Genomic DNA, 14,979 nt, shown 5'->3' with positions numbered 1-14,979 from the left:
GACCCGTCTGGTAAAATTCCTGTCATGGGCAAGGTCATTGAACTCAAAACCACCGGCCAGCGTGCACAGCTGCGCGAGGCGCAGCAGAACCAGCAGCTGATCCGGCTGTGGCGCGCCGAGCTCGAGCACGGCAGCTTCTGCGGCTACGTGGGTGGCGTCGGCCGCGAGTTCTTCCTGTTGTGGGTGGTCGGCGACGGCATTACCTACGACGGGATGTACGTGATGCGCCACCGCGACGTCTCCGAGCTGGAGGCGCCGGACAAGCACCACCAATTCATGGAGAAGGCGCTGCAGCTCAAGCAACTGCTGCCGCGCACGCCGCGCGGGTTCCCGCTCGACTCGATCCGCGAGGTGGTGCAGGCCGCCGGCCGCGTGGCGCCGGTGATCGGCGTGCACGTGGACAGCGAGGACGAGGCCGAGGTCTGCTACATCGGGCGGCTGGTCGGCGTGGAAGAAGACGGCTTCACCCTGCAGGAGATCAGCCCCGACGCCGAATGGCTGCGCGAGGCGTCGTTCTTCGCCTGGGACGAGGTGTCCACGATCAGCATGGAAGACGGTTACGCGCAGTCGCTGCTGGCCGTGGCCGGCACGCCGCCGCCGCTGGAGCAGGGCGACTCGGGCATCGGCCACGCGCACTGAGGCGCTGGCGTAGGTGGGCTTCAACCCACCAGCCTTTCCGGCAACACCGCTGCTTGGCTGAAGCCTACCCTGGCTTGCCTAAGCCTGTGCCTGGCGATGCTCGCCGCGGGCCGCTTCCCACACCTCCCGCGCCGCATCCGCGTTCATCGCCGCGATGCCGAGTCCCACTGCCACGTCCGGCCAGACCGAGCCGGTCCATGCGGTCACGCCGCCGGCCAACACGATCGCCACGTTGGCGAACGCATCGTTGCGCGCCGAGAGGAAGGCGGCACGGGTGAGGCTACCGGCATGATGGCGAAAGCGCGCCAGCACCCAGGCGCAGGCCAGGTTCACCACCAGCGCGCCCAGGCCTGTGGCCGACAGCGGCAGCGGCGCTGGCGGCACCGGCAACTGCAGCTTGCGCCACAGCGCCCACAGCAGCGCCAGCGCCGGCACCAGCAGGATGGCGGCCAGGGCCATGCCCACGCGGGCCCGCGCCGCCGGTGACCAGCCCAGCGCCAGGAAGATCAGCAGGTTGACCGAAGCGTCCTCGAGGAAGTCGATGCTGTCGGCGAACAGCGACACCGAGCCGATCGACAGCGCCACTGTGAACTCCACGCCGAAGTAGGCGAGGTTGAGCAGGGCGACCAGGCGCACGGCACGGTGCAGGGCGGTACGCGATCCGTGGGTGGGCAGGGCGGGGGGAGGCATGGAGCGCATGCTCGCATGCCGGCATCGGGCCGGCCGTCAACGCGCGATCGATCCGGCTCAGCGCTCGTCGGCAGGCCCGACGGGGCGCGCAGGGGCGCCTTTGGCGGCGCCACCGCCGCTATGCTTCAGGCATCGTTTCCCAGGGAGTCGGCATGACCCGCCGCATCGTCGTCGTCGGCAGCATCAACATGGACCTGGTCACGCAGGCGCCGCGCTTTCCGCAACCGGGCGAAACACTGCTGGGCGACGGCTTCATCACGGTACCCGGCGGCAAGGGTGCCAACCAGGCGGTGGCGGCGGCGCGGCTCGGTGCCGAAGTGGCGTTGGTCGGTGCGCTCGGTCGCGACGCCTTCGGTAACCAGCTGCACGCCGGCCTGCGCGAGGAAGGCGTGGATCTGGCGCACATGCACCGGCTGGACGACCAGGCCAGCGGGACCGCCTCGATCACCGTGGCCGGCGGCGAGAACCAGATCGTGGTGGTGCCGGCCGCCAATGCCTGCGTCACGCCGGCGCACGTGGAGGCTGCGCACGGGGCCATCGGCCGCGCGGATGTGGTGCTGGTCCAGATGGAGATCCCGCTGGACGCCATCGAAGCGACCCTGCGCCTGGGCCAGCGCGCGGGCGTGCCGGTCATCCTCAACCCGGCGCCGGCGCGGCCGCTCCCAGCCGAATGGCTCGCGCTCGCCCGCTACGTCACGCCCAACCAGCATGAGCTGGCGGTGTTGCTGGGGGCCGACCCGGCCGAGGATTTCCGCGCGCTGATGCGCCGCGCGCCAGGGCCAGTGGTGCTGACCCGCGGCGGCGAGGGCGCCTGGTATCGCGAGCAGGCGGGCGAGCCGGCGCACCAGCCCAGCTTCGACGTCGCGGTGGTCGACAGCACCGGCGCCGGCGACACCTTCAATGCGGCACTGGCGGTGTTCCTGCACGAAGGGCTGCCGCAGGCGGTGCGCAAGGCCTGTGCGGCCGCCGCGCTGGCAGTCACGCGGCTGGGCGCGCAGCCGGGCATGCCTCGCAAGCAGGAATTGGAAGCCTTCCTCGGCCGATAGCAACACCTCGACCTTGTAGGAGCGCACCCTGTGCGGGACCCGCACGCCGCATCTGGGCGCGCGGTCGCGCACAGGGTGCGCTCCTACAGGCAGCCTGCTTCAGTGACGCGCTTCGGACGACGGGGCGTGCTTCTGTCCACCCTGCTGCGATGCCTGCTGGTTGACGCCGCCTTGCTCGGCCAGCTGGGTGAGCTTCTGGTCGGTCGCCTTTTCTTCCTGCAAGGTCTGATCGAGCTGCTTGGCCGCGTCCTCGTGGCCCATCTGCCTGGCCAGCACGCACAGCGTGCCGTAGGAGGCGATCTCGTAGTGCTCGGCCTTCTGGGCGCCGGCGATCAACGCGGCATCGCGCAACGCGCCCTGCGGTACCGTTTCGATGATCTCGCGCGCCTCGTCGACCAGTCCTTCCATGCCTTGGCACTTGATGCGCTTGAGCCGGATGTCCAGGTCCTCGACGATCTTGTCGATACGCTCGATCTGCCCGCGCGTCTCTTCCAGATGCTGGTCGAACGCCTTGGACAGATCCTGGTTGTCGGCTGCGCGCGACAGGCGCGGCAAGGCCTTGGCCAGTTGCTTCTCGGCGCTGTAGATGTCCGAGAGCTCGTGGATGAAAAGGTCCTGCATGGTCTTGATGGTCATGGGCTCCTCCGGGGGATGAAGGGACGCGCCGTATGGTCGTGCGGCGCCTATCCACTCTAGGAACGCGATCGTCAGGGGCCGGTGCAACGGAGGGAAAAGGCAGCACAAGGCCACGGCCCGGGCTGCCTGCGATTCATCCGGCGAGCGTGCTATTTGCCAATACAGAAGCTGCCGAAGATCGCGCCGAGCAGGTCGTCGCTGCTGTAGCTGCCGGTAATTTCGCCTAGCGCGTGCTGGGCTTGGCGCAGGTCTTCGGCGGCCAGTTCCCCCGCACGGGTGTTGGTGAGCGCGGCCGCGGCGTGCTCGAGATGGACCTGCACGCGTTCGAGCGCGGCGACGTGGCGACGGCGGGCGCTGAAGGCACCTTCGCCGCTGCCGAGGCCGGCGCGGGTCTTCAGTTCCGTGCGCAACAACTCGAGCCCTTCGCCCGTGCGTGCCGACAGCCAGAGGTGAGGCAGGCCAGCGCGCGTTTCCGCGCGCGGCGGCTGTGCGTCGAGGTCGATCTTGTTGACAATGGCCAGCCGCGCGACGTGCGGCGGCAGTTCGTCGAGCAGGCCGGGGTCGGCCTCGGCGTGCGCCGCGTCGGTGACCAGCAGCACGAGATCGGCGCGGGCCAGCTCAGCGCGGGCACGACGCACGCCTTCGCGCTCCACCTCGTCGTGCGTCTCCCGCAAGCCGGCGGTGTCGGCGAGCTCCAGCACCGCGCCATCCAGGCTCACCGTTTCGCGCAGCACATCGCGGGTGGTGCCGGCGATCGGCGTCACGATCGCGCGCTCGCTTTGCGCCAGCGCGTTGAGGAGGCTGGACTTGCCCGCGTTGGGCCGGCCCACGATGGCGACCTTGAGGCCGTCGGTGAGGCGCACGCCGCGACGCGTTTCGTCCAGCAGCCCGGCCAGCTGCGTGCGCAGCGCTTCGAGCTGGCGCGCGATGGCGGGATCGGCGAGAAAGTCGATTTCCTCTTCCGGGAAATCGATCGCGGCTTCCACGTGCACGCGCAACGCGATCAACGCATCCAGCAACACGTGCACGCGCTGCGAGAACACGCCCTCGAGCGAACACAACGCCGCGCGCGCGCCCGCTTCGGAACGCGCTGCGATGAGATCGGCCACGGCCTCGGCCTGGGCGAGATCCAGCTTGCCGTTGAGGAAGGCCCGCTCGGTGAATTCGCCCGGCCGGGCCAGTCGCGCGCCGAGCGCGCACACCCGCTTGAGCAGCAGGTCCAGCAGCACGGCGCTGCCATGGCCCTGCAGCTCGAGCACGTGTTCGCCGGTGTAGGAGCGCGGTGCGGGAAAATGCAGCAGCAGCCCGCGGTCGATCAGGGCGCCGTCGCCGTCAAGGAAGGTGGCCAGGTGCGCGTGGCGCGGCTCGGGCGCGCGACCCAGCAACACCTGAGCGATCGCAGGCACGCGCGGCCCCGACACGCGCACCACGCCGACGCCGGCGGCGCCGGGAGCGCTGGCGATGGCGGCGATGGTGTCGGTCTCGGCCATGCGCAATACCCAGGAAAACCGCCGGAACCCATGGGGTGGACCTCAGCCCACCGCAAACCGCGAGGAGGATGGAAGGTGGGCTGAGGCCCACCCTGCATTCCGAGCGTCAGGCCTTCGCCTTCGCCTCGCCGTGCTCCACCTTGTGCGTGATGTACCACTGCTGGCCCAGGCTCACCAGGCCGTTGACCACGTAGTACAGGCACAGACCGGCAGGGAAGAAGGCGAACAACACCGCGAAGATCAGCGGCATGAACTTCATCATCTTCGCCTGGGTCGGGTCCATCCCGGTGGCCGGCATCAGGTACTGCTGGCCCAGCATCACCAGCGTGTACACCGCCGGCAGCACGAAGAACGGATCGGGCGCGGACAGGTCGTGGATCCAGCCGACGAACGGCGCCTGGCGCAGCTCCACGCTCTCGCGCAGCACTTCGTACAGGCCGTAGAAGATCGGGATGGTGATCAGCACCGGAAGGCAGCCGGTCATCGGGTTGACCTTCTCCTTCTTGTACAGCTCCATCATCGCCATCTGCATTTTCTGCTTGTCGTCGCCGTAGCGCTCCTTGAGTGCGGTCACGCGCGGCTGCAGCTTGCGCATCTTGGCGCTGGAGCGGTACTGCGCGGCGGTGAGCTTCCAGGTCAGGCCCTTGATGATCAGCACCAGCAGGATGATCGCCACGCCCCAGTTGCCGCTGACCTTCTCCAGCCACGACAGCAGCGCATGCATCGGCTGGGCGATCACGGTGAACACGCCGTAGTTGGTCGCCAGCGCCAGGCCCGGTGCCACCGAGTCGAGCGTACCGACCAGCTTCGGACCGATGTACAGGCGCGCGCCGGTGGTCTGGCTCTGGCCCGGCGCCACCGTCAGCGCAGGACTGACGGCGCGGATCAGGTAGGTCGGATGGTCGCTGTCGGGGTTGACCACGTCGGTGCTGTAGCTGGCCTTTTGCTGCGCCGGCGGAATCCACGCGGCGAAGAAGTAGTGCTGCAGCATCGCGGCCCAGCCCCCGGCGAAGGACTGCTGCAGCGCGTCTTCCTGGAACTTGTCGAATTTGAGCGACTGGAAGTGATCTTCCGGGCTGTACCAGCCGGCACCGAAGAAGCTGGCGGCCGACGGGTCGGTCATGTTCTGCAGCCAGCCACCGTGCTCCTGGCGCGCCGCGCGCTGCAGCTGCTCGTAGGCGCTGCCCTGCCAGGGCGTGCTGCCGGTGTTGTCGATGCGCTGGTCGAGCCCGACCACGTACTGGCCGCGCTTGAGCGTGTAGGTCTTGGTGACCTTGATGCCATCCTGCTGCCAGGTCAGGTCGACCTTGAGCTCGGGCTTGCCGTCGGCCAGCTCGTAGTGCGTCTGCGCCGACTGGAACAGTGCACGGTGGTCGGGCGCCGGGCTGCCTGCGCTGACCAGGCCGCTCTGGGCGACGAAATACTTGTCCTGCATATCGGCCAGCAGGCGTACCGGCGGCGGGTTCGGATGCTTGCGGGTGATCGGCTCGGCCGGGTAAGCCAGCAGGTCGGCGCGCACCACGCTGCCGCCGCGGGTGTCCACGGTCAGGCGCAGCACGTCGTTGCTGATGGTGATCAGCTGGCCGGCGGCGGTGCTGGCCGGGCCACTGCTGGCGATCGCCGGGGTGGCGGCGCCGCTGGCGCCAGGCACGGTGTTATCCGCCGGCGCGTTCGCACTGGCGGCCGCGACCGGAGCAGTGTGCGCCGGCGCCGGCGCGTAGTCTTTCTCCCAGGCCATCCAGAGCAGGTAGGCCACGGCCAGCAGGGCAAACAGGAGAAACGTACGCGTCTGGTTCATCGCGGGGCAATTCCGGTGGCACCGCGAGCTGCAGCCGCGGAAGGACAGGAGAAAAGACAGGTCAACACGCGATTGTGCCGGTGCCTTCGGTGGGCTTCAACGGCGGCAGCCGGCGCCAGAGCGCGTCGAGCTCGGCCAGCAGGTCGTTGCCGGTTGCCGCGGCGGCGGCTTCGCGCGCCATGACGACCAGGTCGATCGGCGGCAACCCGTGGCGGGCGCGGCGGAACGATTCACGCACCAGGCGTTTGATCCGGTTGCGGTCGACGGCGCGCTTGGAGACGCGCTTGGACACGGCCAGGCCCAGGCGGGCGTGGTCCAGTCCGTTCGGACGCCAGCGCACAGAAAAACAGCGGCCGCCGAGGCGGCCGCTGGCTTGACGCAGGGCGGCGAAGTCGCCGGCGCGGCGGACCCGCGCGTCGCGCGGCAGGCCGGCGGCAGGCATGACTGCTGCGCCGCTTACGGGATCAGGCGCTTGCGACCCTTGGCGCGACGGGCGTTGATCACCTTGCGGCCGTCGGCGGTCGCCATGCGGGCACGGAAGCCGTGGGTGCGGGCGCGCTTGAGCTTGCTCGGCTGGAAAGTCCGCTTCATGGCTTGAGCTCCAGAAGATAAGTCGACAAAAAGGTTGGAAATTATGGAGCCAGCGTGGAGGAGCTGTCAAACCCGCCCTGATGCAGCCTGTGGACATCGCTGGGGATATGCTGGGGGTTGGCTGTTAGACTTGCCGGTCCACCCTGCGCTTCGGCGCCCTATCGTTGGTCAAGAACTATCCCATGAGTGATTTGTGGCGGCGCTGCCTTGAGCGTCTGGAAAGCGAGCTGAGCGCCGAGGAGCTGCACACCTGGCTCATGCCGCTGCAGGCGCGCGAGGACGACGCTGGCGTGCACCTGTTCGCGCCCAATCCGTACACGCTCGATACGGTTCGCGAGCGGTACCTGCCACGGATCGAGGTGGTGCTGGGGCAGCTGGCCGGCCGCGATTGCCCGGTCCGGCTGGAGGTGGGCTCCAGCGCGCCGCGCCCTGTCCGGCCTGCCGCCCCCAAGGCCGCCGCGGCGGAACCGGTAGCGCCCGCGCCGGCCTTCCCACACAACCTTGACCCGCACTACACCTTCGAGACCTTCGTCGAGGGCAAATCCAACCAGTTGGGCAAGGCCGCCGCGATGCAGGTGGCGATGAACCCCGGCCGCGCCTACAACCCGCTGCTGCTCTATGGCGGCACCGGCCTGGGCAAGACCCACCTGATGCACGCGGCCGGCAACCTGATGCGCGAGCGCAACGCCAGCTGCAAGGTGCTCTACCTGCGCTCGGAGCAGTTCGTCGGCGCCATGATCGAGGCGCTGCGTACCAAGAACATGGACCAGTTCAAGCAGCGCTTCCGCTCGGTCGATGCGCTTCTGATCGACGACATCCAGTTCTTCGCCGGCAAGGACACCACGCAGGAGGAGTTCTTCCATACCTTCAACGCGCTGTTCGAGTCCAAGCAGCAGATCATCCTGACCTGCGACCGTTATCCGAAGGAAGTGGACAAGCTCGAGCCGCGGCTCAAATCGCGCCTGGGCTGGGGCCTGTCGGTGGCGATCGAGCCGCCGGACTTCGAGACGCGCGCGGCGATCCTCTTGTCCAAGGCGCAGGACAAGGGCGTGGCGGTGAGCGAGAACGTGGCGATGCTGCTGGCCAAGCGTATCCGCTCGAACGTGCGCGACCTGGAAGGGGCGCTCAACACGCTGGCGGCGCGGGCCAACTTCTACGGCAAGCCCATCACCACCGATTTCGCCGAGGAAACCCTGCGCGACCTGTTGGCCACGCACGCGCAGGCGGTGACGGTACCCAACATCCAGAAGATCACCGCCGAGTACTTCAACGTGCGCCTGCAGGACCTCTTGTCCAAGCGGCGCGTGCGTTCGCTGGCGCGGCCCCGCCAGATCGCGATGGCGCTGTCGAAGGAGCTGACCGAGCACAGCTTGCCGGAAATCGGCGAAGCCTTCGGTGGTCGCGACCACACGACCGTACTGCACGCCTGCCGCACCATCCGCAAGTTGTGCGAGACCGATGCGCGCATGCGCCAGGACTGGGAACAGCTGATCCGCGTACTGACGGGCTAACCGCTTGAAAAGCAGGGGTCCAAGCTGTGGATAATAGGTGGATGACTCCGTGCCTGACTTTATCCACAATCGACCCACAGCCGGCCGGTACGATTGAACACAGGCAAGAAATGAAGTAACACCCTGATTTATAAAGGGAAGTTGGCGAAAATAAGATATCCACCGCGCCAACAACTACTACCGTACTTCTTTTAAAAAACAGAACAGCAGTTAGGGGAAGCCCACACATGCAATTCAGCATCCAACGAGAAGCCTTGCTCAAGCCGCTGCAGCAGGTCGTGGGCGTGGTCGAACGGCGACAGACGCTGCCGGTTCTGGCCAATCTGCTGGTGAAGGTCGGCGATGGGCGAGTGTCGTTGACCGGCACCGACCTGGAAGTGGAGATGGTCGCCACCACGCCCGCGGATCAAGTGGGCGACGGCGAGATCACGATCCCGGCGCGCAAGCTGTTCGACATCGTTCGCGCGCTGCCCGACGGCGTACGCATCGACCTCAAGCTCAACGGCGACCGCGTGGCGTTGAATGCCGGTCGCAGCCGTTTCACCCTGGCCACGCTCCCTGCGAGCGAATTCCCGACCATCGACGAGATCGAACTGGTCGAGCGCGTGAGCCTGCCCGAGGAAGTACTGCGCGATCTGATGGAGCGCACCGCGTTCGCGATGGCAAACCAGGACGTGCGCTACTACTTGAACGGCATGCTGCTCGATCTGCAGGAACATACCCTGCGCTGCGTCGCTACCGACGGCCATCGTCTGGCACTCAAGGAAACCCAGCTCGATAGCAAGGTCGCCGCGCGTCGCCAGATCATCATCCCGCGCAAGGGCGTGAACGAGCTGGTCGGCCTGTTCGAAACCGGCGACGGCCAGGTGGAGCTGGAGTTCGGCCGCAATCACCTGCGTGTGCGCCGTGGCGATGTGGTGTTCACCTCCAAGCTTATCGATGGCCGTTTTCCGGATTACGAGGCGGTGATTCCGCTGGGCGCCGACAAGCGCGCGACGCTGGACCGTGAGGTGCTGCGCGGGGCGCTGCAGCGCGCGGCAATCCTCTCGAACGAAAAGTATCGTGGCGTGAAGTTGGAACTGTCGCCCGGCAAGCTGCGCATCGTCGCGCACAACCCGGAACAGGAAGAGGCAGTCGAAGAAGTCGAGGCGGACACGGTCGTTTCGGATCTCGCCGTGGGTTTCAATGTGGGCTACCTGCTCGATGCGCTGGCAGCCCTGAAGGGCGAGCGTGCGCGCCTGAACCTGCGTGATGCCCAGTCCAGCTGCCTTGTGCAGGAGGACGACAATGACCAGTCGCGCCACGTGATTATGCCGTTGCGCCTGTGACCGCATGAGGGTCGGCCGACGTAACGTCGCCCTGCAACGCCGGAGCCGTCGCGAGACGCTCCGGCGTTGTTCGTTGGAGCGGGGCGGATGAGGTTCGAGCGCCTGCGAATCCAGGGGCTGCGCTGCCTCACCGACATCGCGGTCGAATTGGCCGAGGGCATTCACGTCTTCGTGGGGCCGAACGGTGCCGGCAAGACCAGCGTACTGGAGGCGGCCTATCTGCTGTCGCATGGGCGATCGTTCCGAAGCGGCGCGCGCGACGCGCTGTTGCAGCGGGGTAGCGCCTCGTTGGCAGTGTTTGCCGAGGCGAGCACCCCTGGAACCATCCGGCGGCGCCTGGGTCTGGGGCGGGCTGGCCAGCGGTGGGAGGCGCGTCTGGACGGCGAGGACGTACCACTGGGCGCACTTGTCCAGGCCTGTGCGGTGGTGTGTTTCGAGCCGGGATCCCACGCATTGATCGCGGGTGCGGCCGACGAGCGCCGTCGTTTCCTCGACTGGGGCGTGTTCCACGTGGAACAGGAGTTTCTCGGGGCGTGGCGGCGATACCAGCGTGCGTTGAAGCAACGCAATGCGCTGCTGCGGACCGGCGCTTTGGGTCCCGATGCCCTGTATGCCCCGTGGGAGCTGGAGCTTGGGGAGACGGCAGCCGCCATCGACATCTACCGCAAGAGCTACCTCGATCGTCTCCTTCCTGAACTCGCAGCAAGCGCCGGCTCGCTGCTGCCGGAGCTCGGGCCGATGGCTCTGCGCTATCGGAGGGGATGGAACGAGGAAGCGGATCTGGCCAGCGTGCTGGCCGACCAGCGGAGCAGGGATCTGGCGCGGGGTCATACGACAGCAGGCCCACATCGGGCGGACTGGTCGCTGGCCTTCGAACAGGCGCCCCTGCGAGAGCATCTTTCGCGGGGTCAGGAAAAGCTGACGGCACTTTCCTGCCTGCTGGCTCAGGCCGGCCTCCACGCCAAGTGCCGAGGGGAGTGGCCTGTCGTGTGCCTGGACGACCTGGCCTCGGAGCTGGATCTGGCGCACCAGGAGGCGGTGGTCGAACGCCTCGATGCGGTGGGTGCTCAGGTCCTGGTCACGGGTACCGAATGCCCGCGGCCCCTGCTGGCCCTCCCGCACCGTATGTTCCACGTGGAACAGGGGCAAATCCGCCCTCTGCTATAATGGTCCGATGGCTTTTCCCACCCCGGCGCCCGCCGTAGGGTGGGCGGCGCGGCAACGGGCAGGGCATGAACGCATCCTACGATTCGAGCAACATCAAGGTTCTCAAAGGCCTGGAAGCGGTGCGCAAGCGCCCGGGCATGTACATCGGCGATACCGATGACGGCACCGGCCTGCACCACATGGTGTTCGAGGTCGTCGACAATGCGATCGACGAAGCCTTGGCGGGCTACTGCGACCACGTGACGGTCACCATCCTCGACGACGGTTCGGTCAGCGTCAGCGATAACGGCCGTGGCATCCCGGTCGACATCCATCCGGAAGAGGGACGCTCCACCGCCGAGGTGGTGATGACCGTGCTGCACGCCGGTGGCAAGTTCGATGCGAACTCCTACAAGGTGTCCGGCGGCCTGCATGGCGTGGGCGTCTCGGTGGTCAATGCGCTGTCCTCGCACCTGTGGCTGACGATTCACCGCGATGGCAAGGAATACCAGCAGGAATACTCGCTGGGCGAGCCGCTGTATCCGCTCAAGGAAGTGGGTGACTCCACCCGCCGCGGCACCACCGTGCGCTTCCTGCCGAGCACGGAGACCTTCTCCAACATCGAGTTCCATTACGACATCCTGGCCAAGCGCCTGCGCGAGCTTGCGTTCCTCAACTCGGGCGTCACCATCGACCTGGTCGACGAGCGCGGTGAGGGTCGCCACGACACCTACGCCTACGAGGGCGGCATCCGTTCCTTCGTGCAGCACCTGGCGCAATTGAAGACCGCGCTGCACCCGAACGTGATCAGCCTGTCCGCCGAGCAGGACGGCATTACGGTGGAACTGGCGATGCAGTGGACCGACTCCTACCAGGAGACGATGTTCTGCTTCACCAACAACATCCCGCAGCGTGACGGCGGCACCCACCTGACCGGTTTCCGTGCCGCGCTGACCCGTTCGCTGCAGAACTACATCGAGAAGGAAGGGCTGGCCAAGAACGCCAAGGTTGCGCTCTCGGGCGACGACATGCGCGAGGGCCTGATCGCGGTGCTGTCGGTGAAGGTGCCGGACCCGAAGTTCTCGTCGCAGACCAAGGACAAGCTGGTTTCTTCCGAGGTCAAGACGGCGGTCGAGCAGGCGGTCAACGAGAAGCTGGGCGAGTTCCTGCTGGAGCACCCCAACGAGGCCAAGTCGATCGCCTCCAAGGTGGTCGATGCGGCTCGCGCCCGCGAGGCCGCGCGCAAGGCGCGCGAGATGACCCGTCGCAAGGGTGCGCTGGATATCGCCGGCCTGCCGGGCAAGCTTGCCGATTGCCAGGAGAAGGACCCGGCGCTGTGCGAACTGTTCCTGGTCGAGGGTGATTCGGCCGGCGGCTCGGCCAAGCAGGGCCGCAACCGCAAGACCCAGGCGGTGCTGCCGCTGAAGGGCAAGATCCTCAACGTCGAGAAGGCGCGCTTCGACAAGATGCTGTCCTCGGCCGAGGTCGGCACCCTGATCACCGCGTTGGGCACCGGCATCGGCAAGGAGGAGTACAACCCGGACAAGCTGCGCTACCACCACATCATCATCATGACCGATGCGGACGTGGACGGCTCGCACATCCGCACGCTGCTGCTGACCTTCTTCTACCGCCAGATGCCCGAGCTGATCGAGCGCGGCCATGTCTACATCGGCCTGCCGCCGCTGTACAAGCTCAAGCAGGGCAAGCAGGAGCTCTACCTGAAGGACGATGCGGCGCTCAACGCCTACCTGATCTCCAGCGCGGTCGACGGCGCCGAACTGGTAGCCGACCCGCATGCGCCCGCGATTACCGGCGAACGGCTCGAAAAGCTGCTGCGCGACTACCAGACCGCGCTGGACCAGATCGAACGACTGGGCCACCGCTTCGATGCGAACGTGCTCACCGCCATGCTCGAGCACCCGCCGATCGATCCGGCGCTATGGACCGACGGGGCAGCGATGCAGGGCTGGCTGGACGCGCTGTCCGGGCGCCTGGCGGCCAGTGGTCTGGGCAAGCCGCGCTACCGGATTGCCCTGCGTCCGGCCAACGAACAGCAGCCGGCTGCGATCGAAGTCGTGCGCGAGCAACACGGCCTGTCGCATACCTGGCTGCTGCCGCAGCCGTTCTTCGGCAGCGCGGAGTTCCGCCCGATCCTGACCGTCAGCCAGCAGCTGGCTGGCCTGATCCAGCCGGAGGCCGTAGCGCGCCGGGGCAATGCCTCGCGCGGCATCACCTCGTTCGCCGAAGCACGCACCTGGCTGCTGGACGAGGCCAAGAAGGGCCGCAGCATCCAGCGCTTCAAGGGCCTGGGCGAAATGAATCCGGAGCAGCTGTGGGAAACCACGGTCAATCCGGAAACCCGCCGCATGCTGCAGGTGGGGATCGAGGACGCGATCGCCGCCGATCAGATGTTCTCGATGCTGATGGGCGAAGCGGTCGAACCGCGTCGCGACTTCATCGAGGCGAATGCACTGAAGGTCGCGAATCTGGATATCTAGAAAAACCGACGCTGCCGCGTATCGCGCGGCAGCGTTTTCTTTGTTCACCTGTAATAGCACGTTAACGCAACATCACAGCAGGCGAAGCCTTGCTCAAGGTTTTCCGACGCGTTGCCCGTCATGACACCAAATTGCCGGAAAATTTTCATACGGCATGGCAACGTAGCCGCAAGCCTTTGATTTGCATAAAGCTTACATGCGGCAGTGCGACTTGTTATCGCCTGCCTGCTCGCGGTACGCTCAACGATCCCCCGCACTGCTTGTGCGAAAAACCTTACATGAGGACTGCCATGAAGCATGTTCCCTTCCTCAAGCTGTTGAGCGGCACCGCACTCGCGCTCGCGCTCATCAGCAGCCCGGCGATCGCGCGTGACCGCCACGGCGACCAGGGCTCCAAGGAAACCAAGCAGGCGCTCTACCCCAATGCCACCCGCAAGGAGCCCAAGCTCGACCTCAAGAGCGAGAAGGAGCAGAAAAAGCTCAACGAGGGCCTCGAAGCGGTCAACGCGGGCGACAAGGACAAGGCGATGCAGTTGCTGCAGCCGCTTGCCCAGGACGCGGACAGCAAGTACGCCCAGTCGCTCGCGCTGCAGGGCATCGCCAACCTCAAGTACAACGACGGCGACCTGAAGGGCGCCATCGCTTCGCTCAAGCAGGCGCTGGACATCGGCGTGCTGCCGAACGACACCTTTTTCCAGCTCGAATACGAACTGGCCCAGTTCTACCTGGCCGACGAGCAGTACCAGACGGCGATCGACACCGTCGAGAAATGGCGCGCCGAAGGCAAGCGCGAAACCGCCGAGTCCTATGCGCTGGAAGGCAACGCCTATTACCGCCTGGAAAAATACCCCGAGGCGATCACTGCGCTGAAGAAGGCGATGTCGATGACCGACAAGCCGGAAACCTCGTGGACGCAGGTTCTGATGGCCTCCTATTCGGAGTCCGGTCAGGCCGACCAGGCCGCGCAACTTGCCCAGCAGCAGCTGTCCTCAAACCCCAACGACGCGACCGCGATGAACAATGCGGTGGCGGTGCTGATGCAGGCGCAGAAATACCCCGAAGCCATCGACCTGATGGAGAAGGCGCGCGCCGGCGGCACCCTGAAGGACGAAAAGCAATACGTGAATCTGGCCAAGCTGTACCTGATCACCGGCCAGAACAGTGACGACCCCAAGCCGAACGCCAAGAAAGCCGAAGCGGTGCTCGAAGACGGCATGGCCAAGGGCGTGGTGTCCTCCAACTACGACAACCAGAAGCTGCTCGGCGACGCCGCCTACATTGCAGGCGACGAGTCCAAGGCCATCGCCGCGTACAAGAAGGCGATGCCGATGGCCAGCGACGGCGAGGCCGCGCTGCGCGCCGGCCAGCTGCTGCTGGGCCAGCAGAAGTACAGCGACGCCCGGACACTGATCAAGCAGGCCATCGCCAAGGGCGTGCAGCACAAGGGCACCGCCTACATGATGCTGGCCGATGCCGAACGCGGTCTCAAGAACAAGCCGGGTGCGATCGCGGCCATGAAGCAGGCGGCGCAGGACCCGGATACCGCGGCCAAGGCGAAGGCCTGGCTGAAGCAGGCAGGAGCTGGCAAATAAGGCCTGCGGCG

At 66.6% G+C, this 14,979-nt stretch carries 13 protein-coding genes; 7 read left to right on the top strand and 6 right to left on the bottom strand.

Going from position 1 to position 14,979, the window contains the following annotated elements; translation table 11 throughout:
* Window positions 1–24: 24 nt before the first annotated feature.
* Window positions 25–639, top strand: coding sequence for a hypothetical protein (locus ACFWZ3_RS11120; protein ID WP_439707801.1), 615 nt, complete (start codon window positions 25–27; stop codon window positions 637–639).
* 78 nt (window positions 640–717) lie between these two features.
* On the opposite strand, the gene ACFWZ3_RS11115 is transcribed toward ACFWZ3_RS11120, so the two are convergent.
* Window positions 718–1,329: a cation transporter gene (locus ACFWZ3_RS11115; RefSeq protein ID WP_439707800.1), complete on the bottom strand. Its 612-nt coding sequence runs from the start codon at window positions 1,327–1,329 to the stop codon at window positions 718–720.
* A gap of 152 nt (window positions 1,330–1,481) precedes the next feature.
* On the opposite strand from ACFWZ3_RS11115, the gene rbsK reads away from it, so the two are divergent.
* On the top strand, window positions 1,482–2,375 hold the full coding sequence (gene rbsK / locus ACFWZ3_RS11110) for a ribokinase (protein WP_439707799.1): 894 nt from the start codon (window positions 1,482–1,484) through the stop codon (window positions 2,373–2,375).
* Window positions 2,376–2,474: 99 nt separating this feature from the next.
* Here rbsK and ACFWZ3_RS11105 read toward each other — a convergent pair whose 3' ends face one another.
* From ACFWZ3_RS11105 to rpmH, 5 genes are all read right to left on the bottom strand, one after another.
* Entirely contained in the window at window positions 2,475–3,011 is a 537-nt protein-coding gene (locus ACFWZ3_RS11105) for a YciE/YciF ferroxidase family protein (protein ID WP_439707798.1), read from the bottom strand.
* A gap of 149 nt (window positions 3,012–3,160) precedes the next feature.
* The gene (gene mnmE / locus ACFWZ3_RS11100; RefSeq protein ID WP_439707797.1) at window positions 3,161–4,501 is read right to left on the bottom strand and encodes a tRNA uridine-5-carboxymethylaminomethyl(34) synthesis GTPase MnmE; all 1,341 of its coding nucleotides are present in this window, start codon (window positions 4,499–4,501) and stop codon (window positions 3,161–3,163) included.
* A 106-nt stretch (window positions 4,502–4,607) separates the two neighbouring features.
* Window positions 4,608–6,299: a membrane protein insertase YidC gene (yidC, locus tag ACFWZ3_RS11095; protein WP_439707796.1), complete on the bottom strand. Its 1,692-nt coding sequence runs from the start codon at window positions 6,297–6,299 to the stop codon at window positions 4,608–4,610.
* A gap of 61 nt (window positions 6,300–6,360) precedes the next feature.
* Entirely contained in the window at window positions 6,361–6,741 is a 381-nt protein-coding gene (rnpA, locus tag ACFWZ3_RS11090) for a ribonuclease P protein component (protein ID WP_439707795.1), read from the bottom strand.
* A 14-nt stretch (window positions 6,742–6,755) separates the two neighbouring features.
* Complete coding sequence (rpmH, locus tag ACFWZ3_RS11085) at window positions 6,756–6,890, bottom strand: 50S ribosomal protein L34 (protein ID WP_007809828.1); 135 nt, start codon at window positions 6,888–6,890, stop codon at window positions 6,756–6,758.
* 182 nt (window positions 6,891–7,072) lie between these two features.
* On the opposite strand from rpmH, the gene dnaA reads away from it, so the two are divergent.
* The 5 genes from dnaA (at window position 7,073) to ACFWZ3_RS11060 (ending at window position 14,968) form a co-directional block, all read left to right on the top strand.
* Window positions 7,073–8,401 carry a chromosomal replication initiator protein DnaA gene (gene dnaA, locus ACFWZ3_RS11080; RefSeq protein WP_439707794.1) on the top strand — a complete coding sequence of 443 codons (1,329 nt, stop codon included), beginning with the start codon at window positions 7,073–7,075 and terminating at the stop codon, window positions 8,399–8,401.
* Window positions 8,402–8,628: 227 nt separating this feature from the next.
* Window positions 8,629–9,729, top strand: a complete 1,101-nt coding sequence (gene dnaN / locus ACFWZ3_RS11075; protein WP_439707793.1) for a DNA polymerase III subunit beta — start codon at window positions 8,629–8,631, stop codon at window positions 9,727–9,729.
* An 87-nt stretch (window positions 9,730–9,816) separates the two neighbouring features.
* Window positions 9,817–10,896, top strand: a complete 1,080-nt coding sequence (gene recF / locus ACFWZ3_RS11070; protein WP_439707792.1) for a DNA replication/repair protein RecF — start codon at window positions 9,817–9,819, stop codon at window positions 10,894–10,896.
* A 65-nt stretch (window positions 10,897–10,961) separates the two neighbouring features.
* Window positions 10,962–13,376 (top strand): DNA topoisomerase (ATP-hydrolyzing) subunit B, encoded by a 2,415-nt coding sequence (gene gyrB, locus ACFWZ3_RS11065; protein WP_439707791.1) that lies wholly within the window; start codon window positions 10,962–10,964, stop codon window positions 13,374–13,376.
* Between the two features lie 290 nt (window positions 13,377–13,666).
* Entirely contained in the window at window positions 13,667–14,968 is a 1,302-nt protein-coding gene (locus tag ACFWZ3_RS11060; RefSeq protein WP_439707790.1) for a tetratricopeptide repeat protein, read from the top strand.
* Window positions 14,969–14,979: the final 11 nt, after the last annotated feature.

Origin of the sequence: Frateuria sp. GZRR35 (genome assembly GCF_051900415.1) — a bacterium.
Lineage (GTDB): Bacteria > Pseudomonadota > Gammaproteobacteria > Xanthomonadales > Rhodanobacteraceae > Frateuria_A.
Note: the sequence above shows the minus strand (reverse complement) of the source record. Positions and strands in the feature narration are given on the sequence as shown.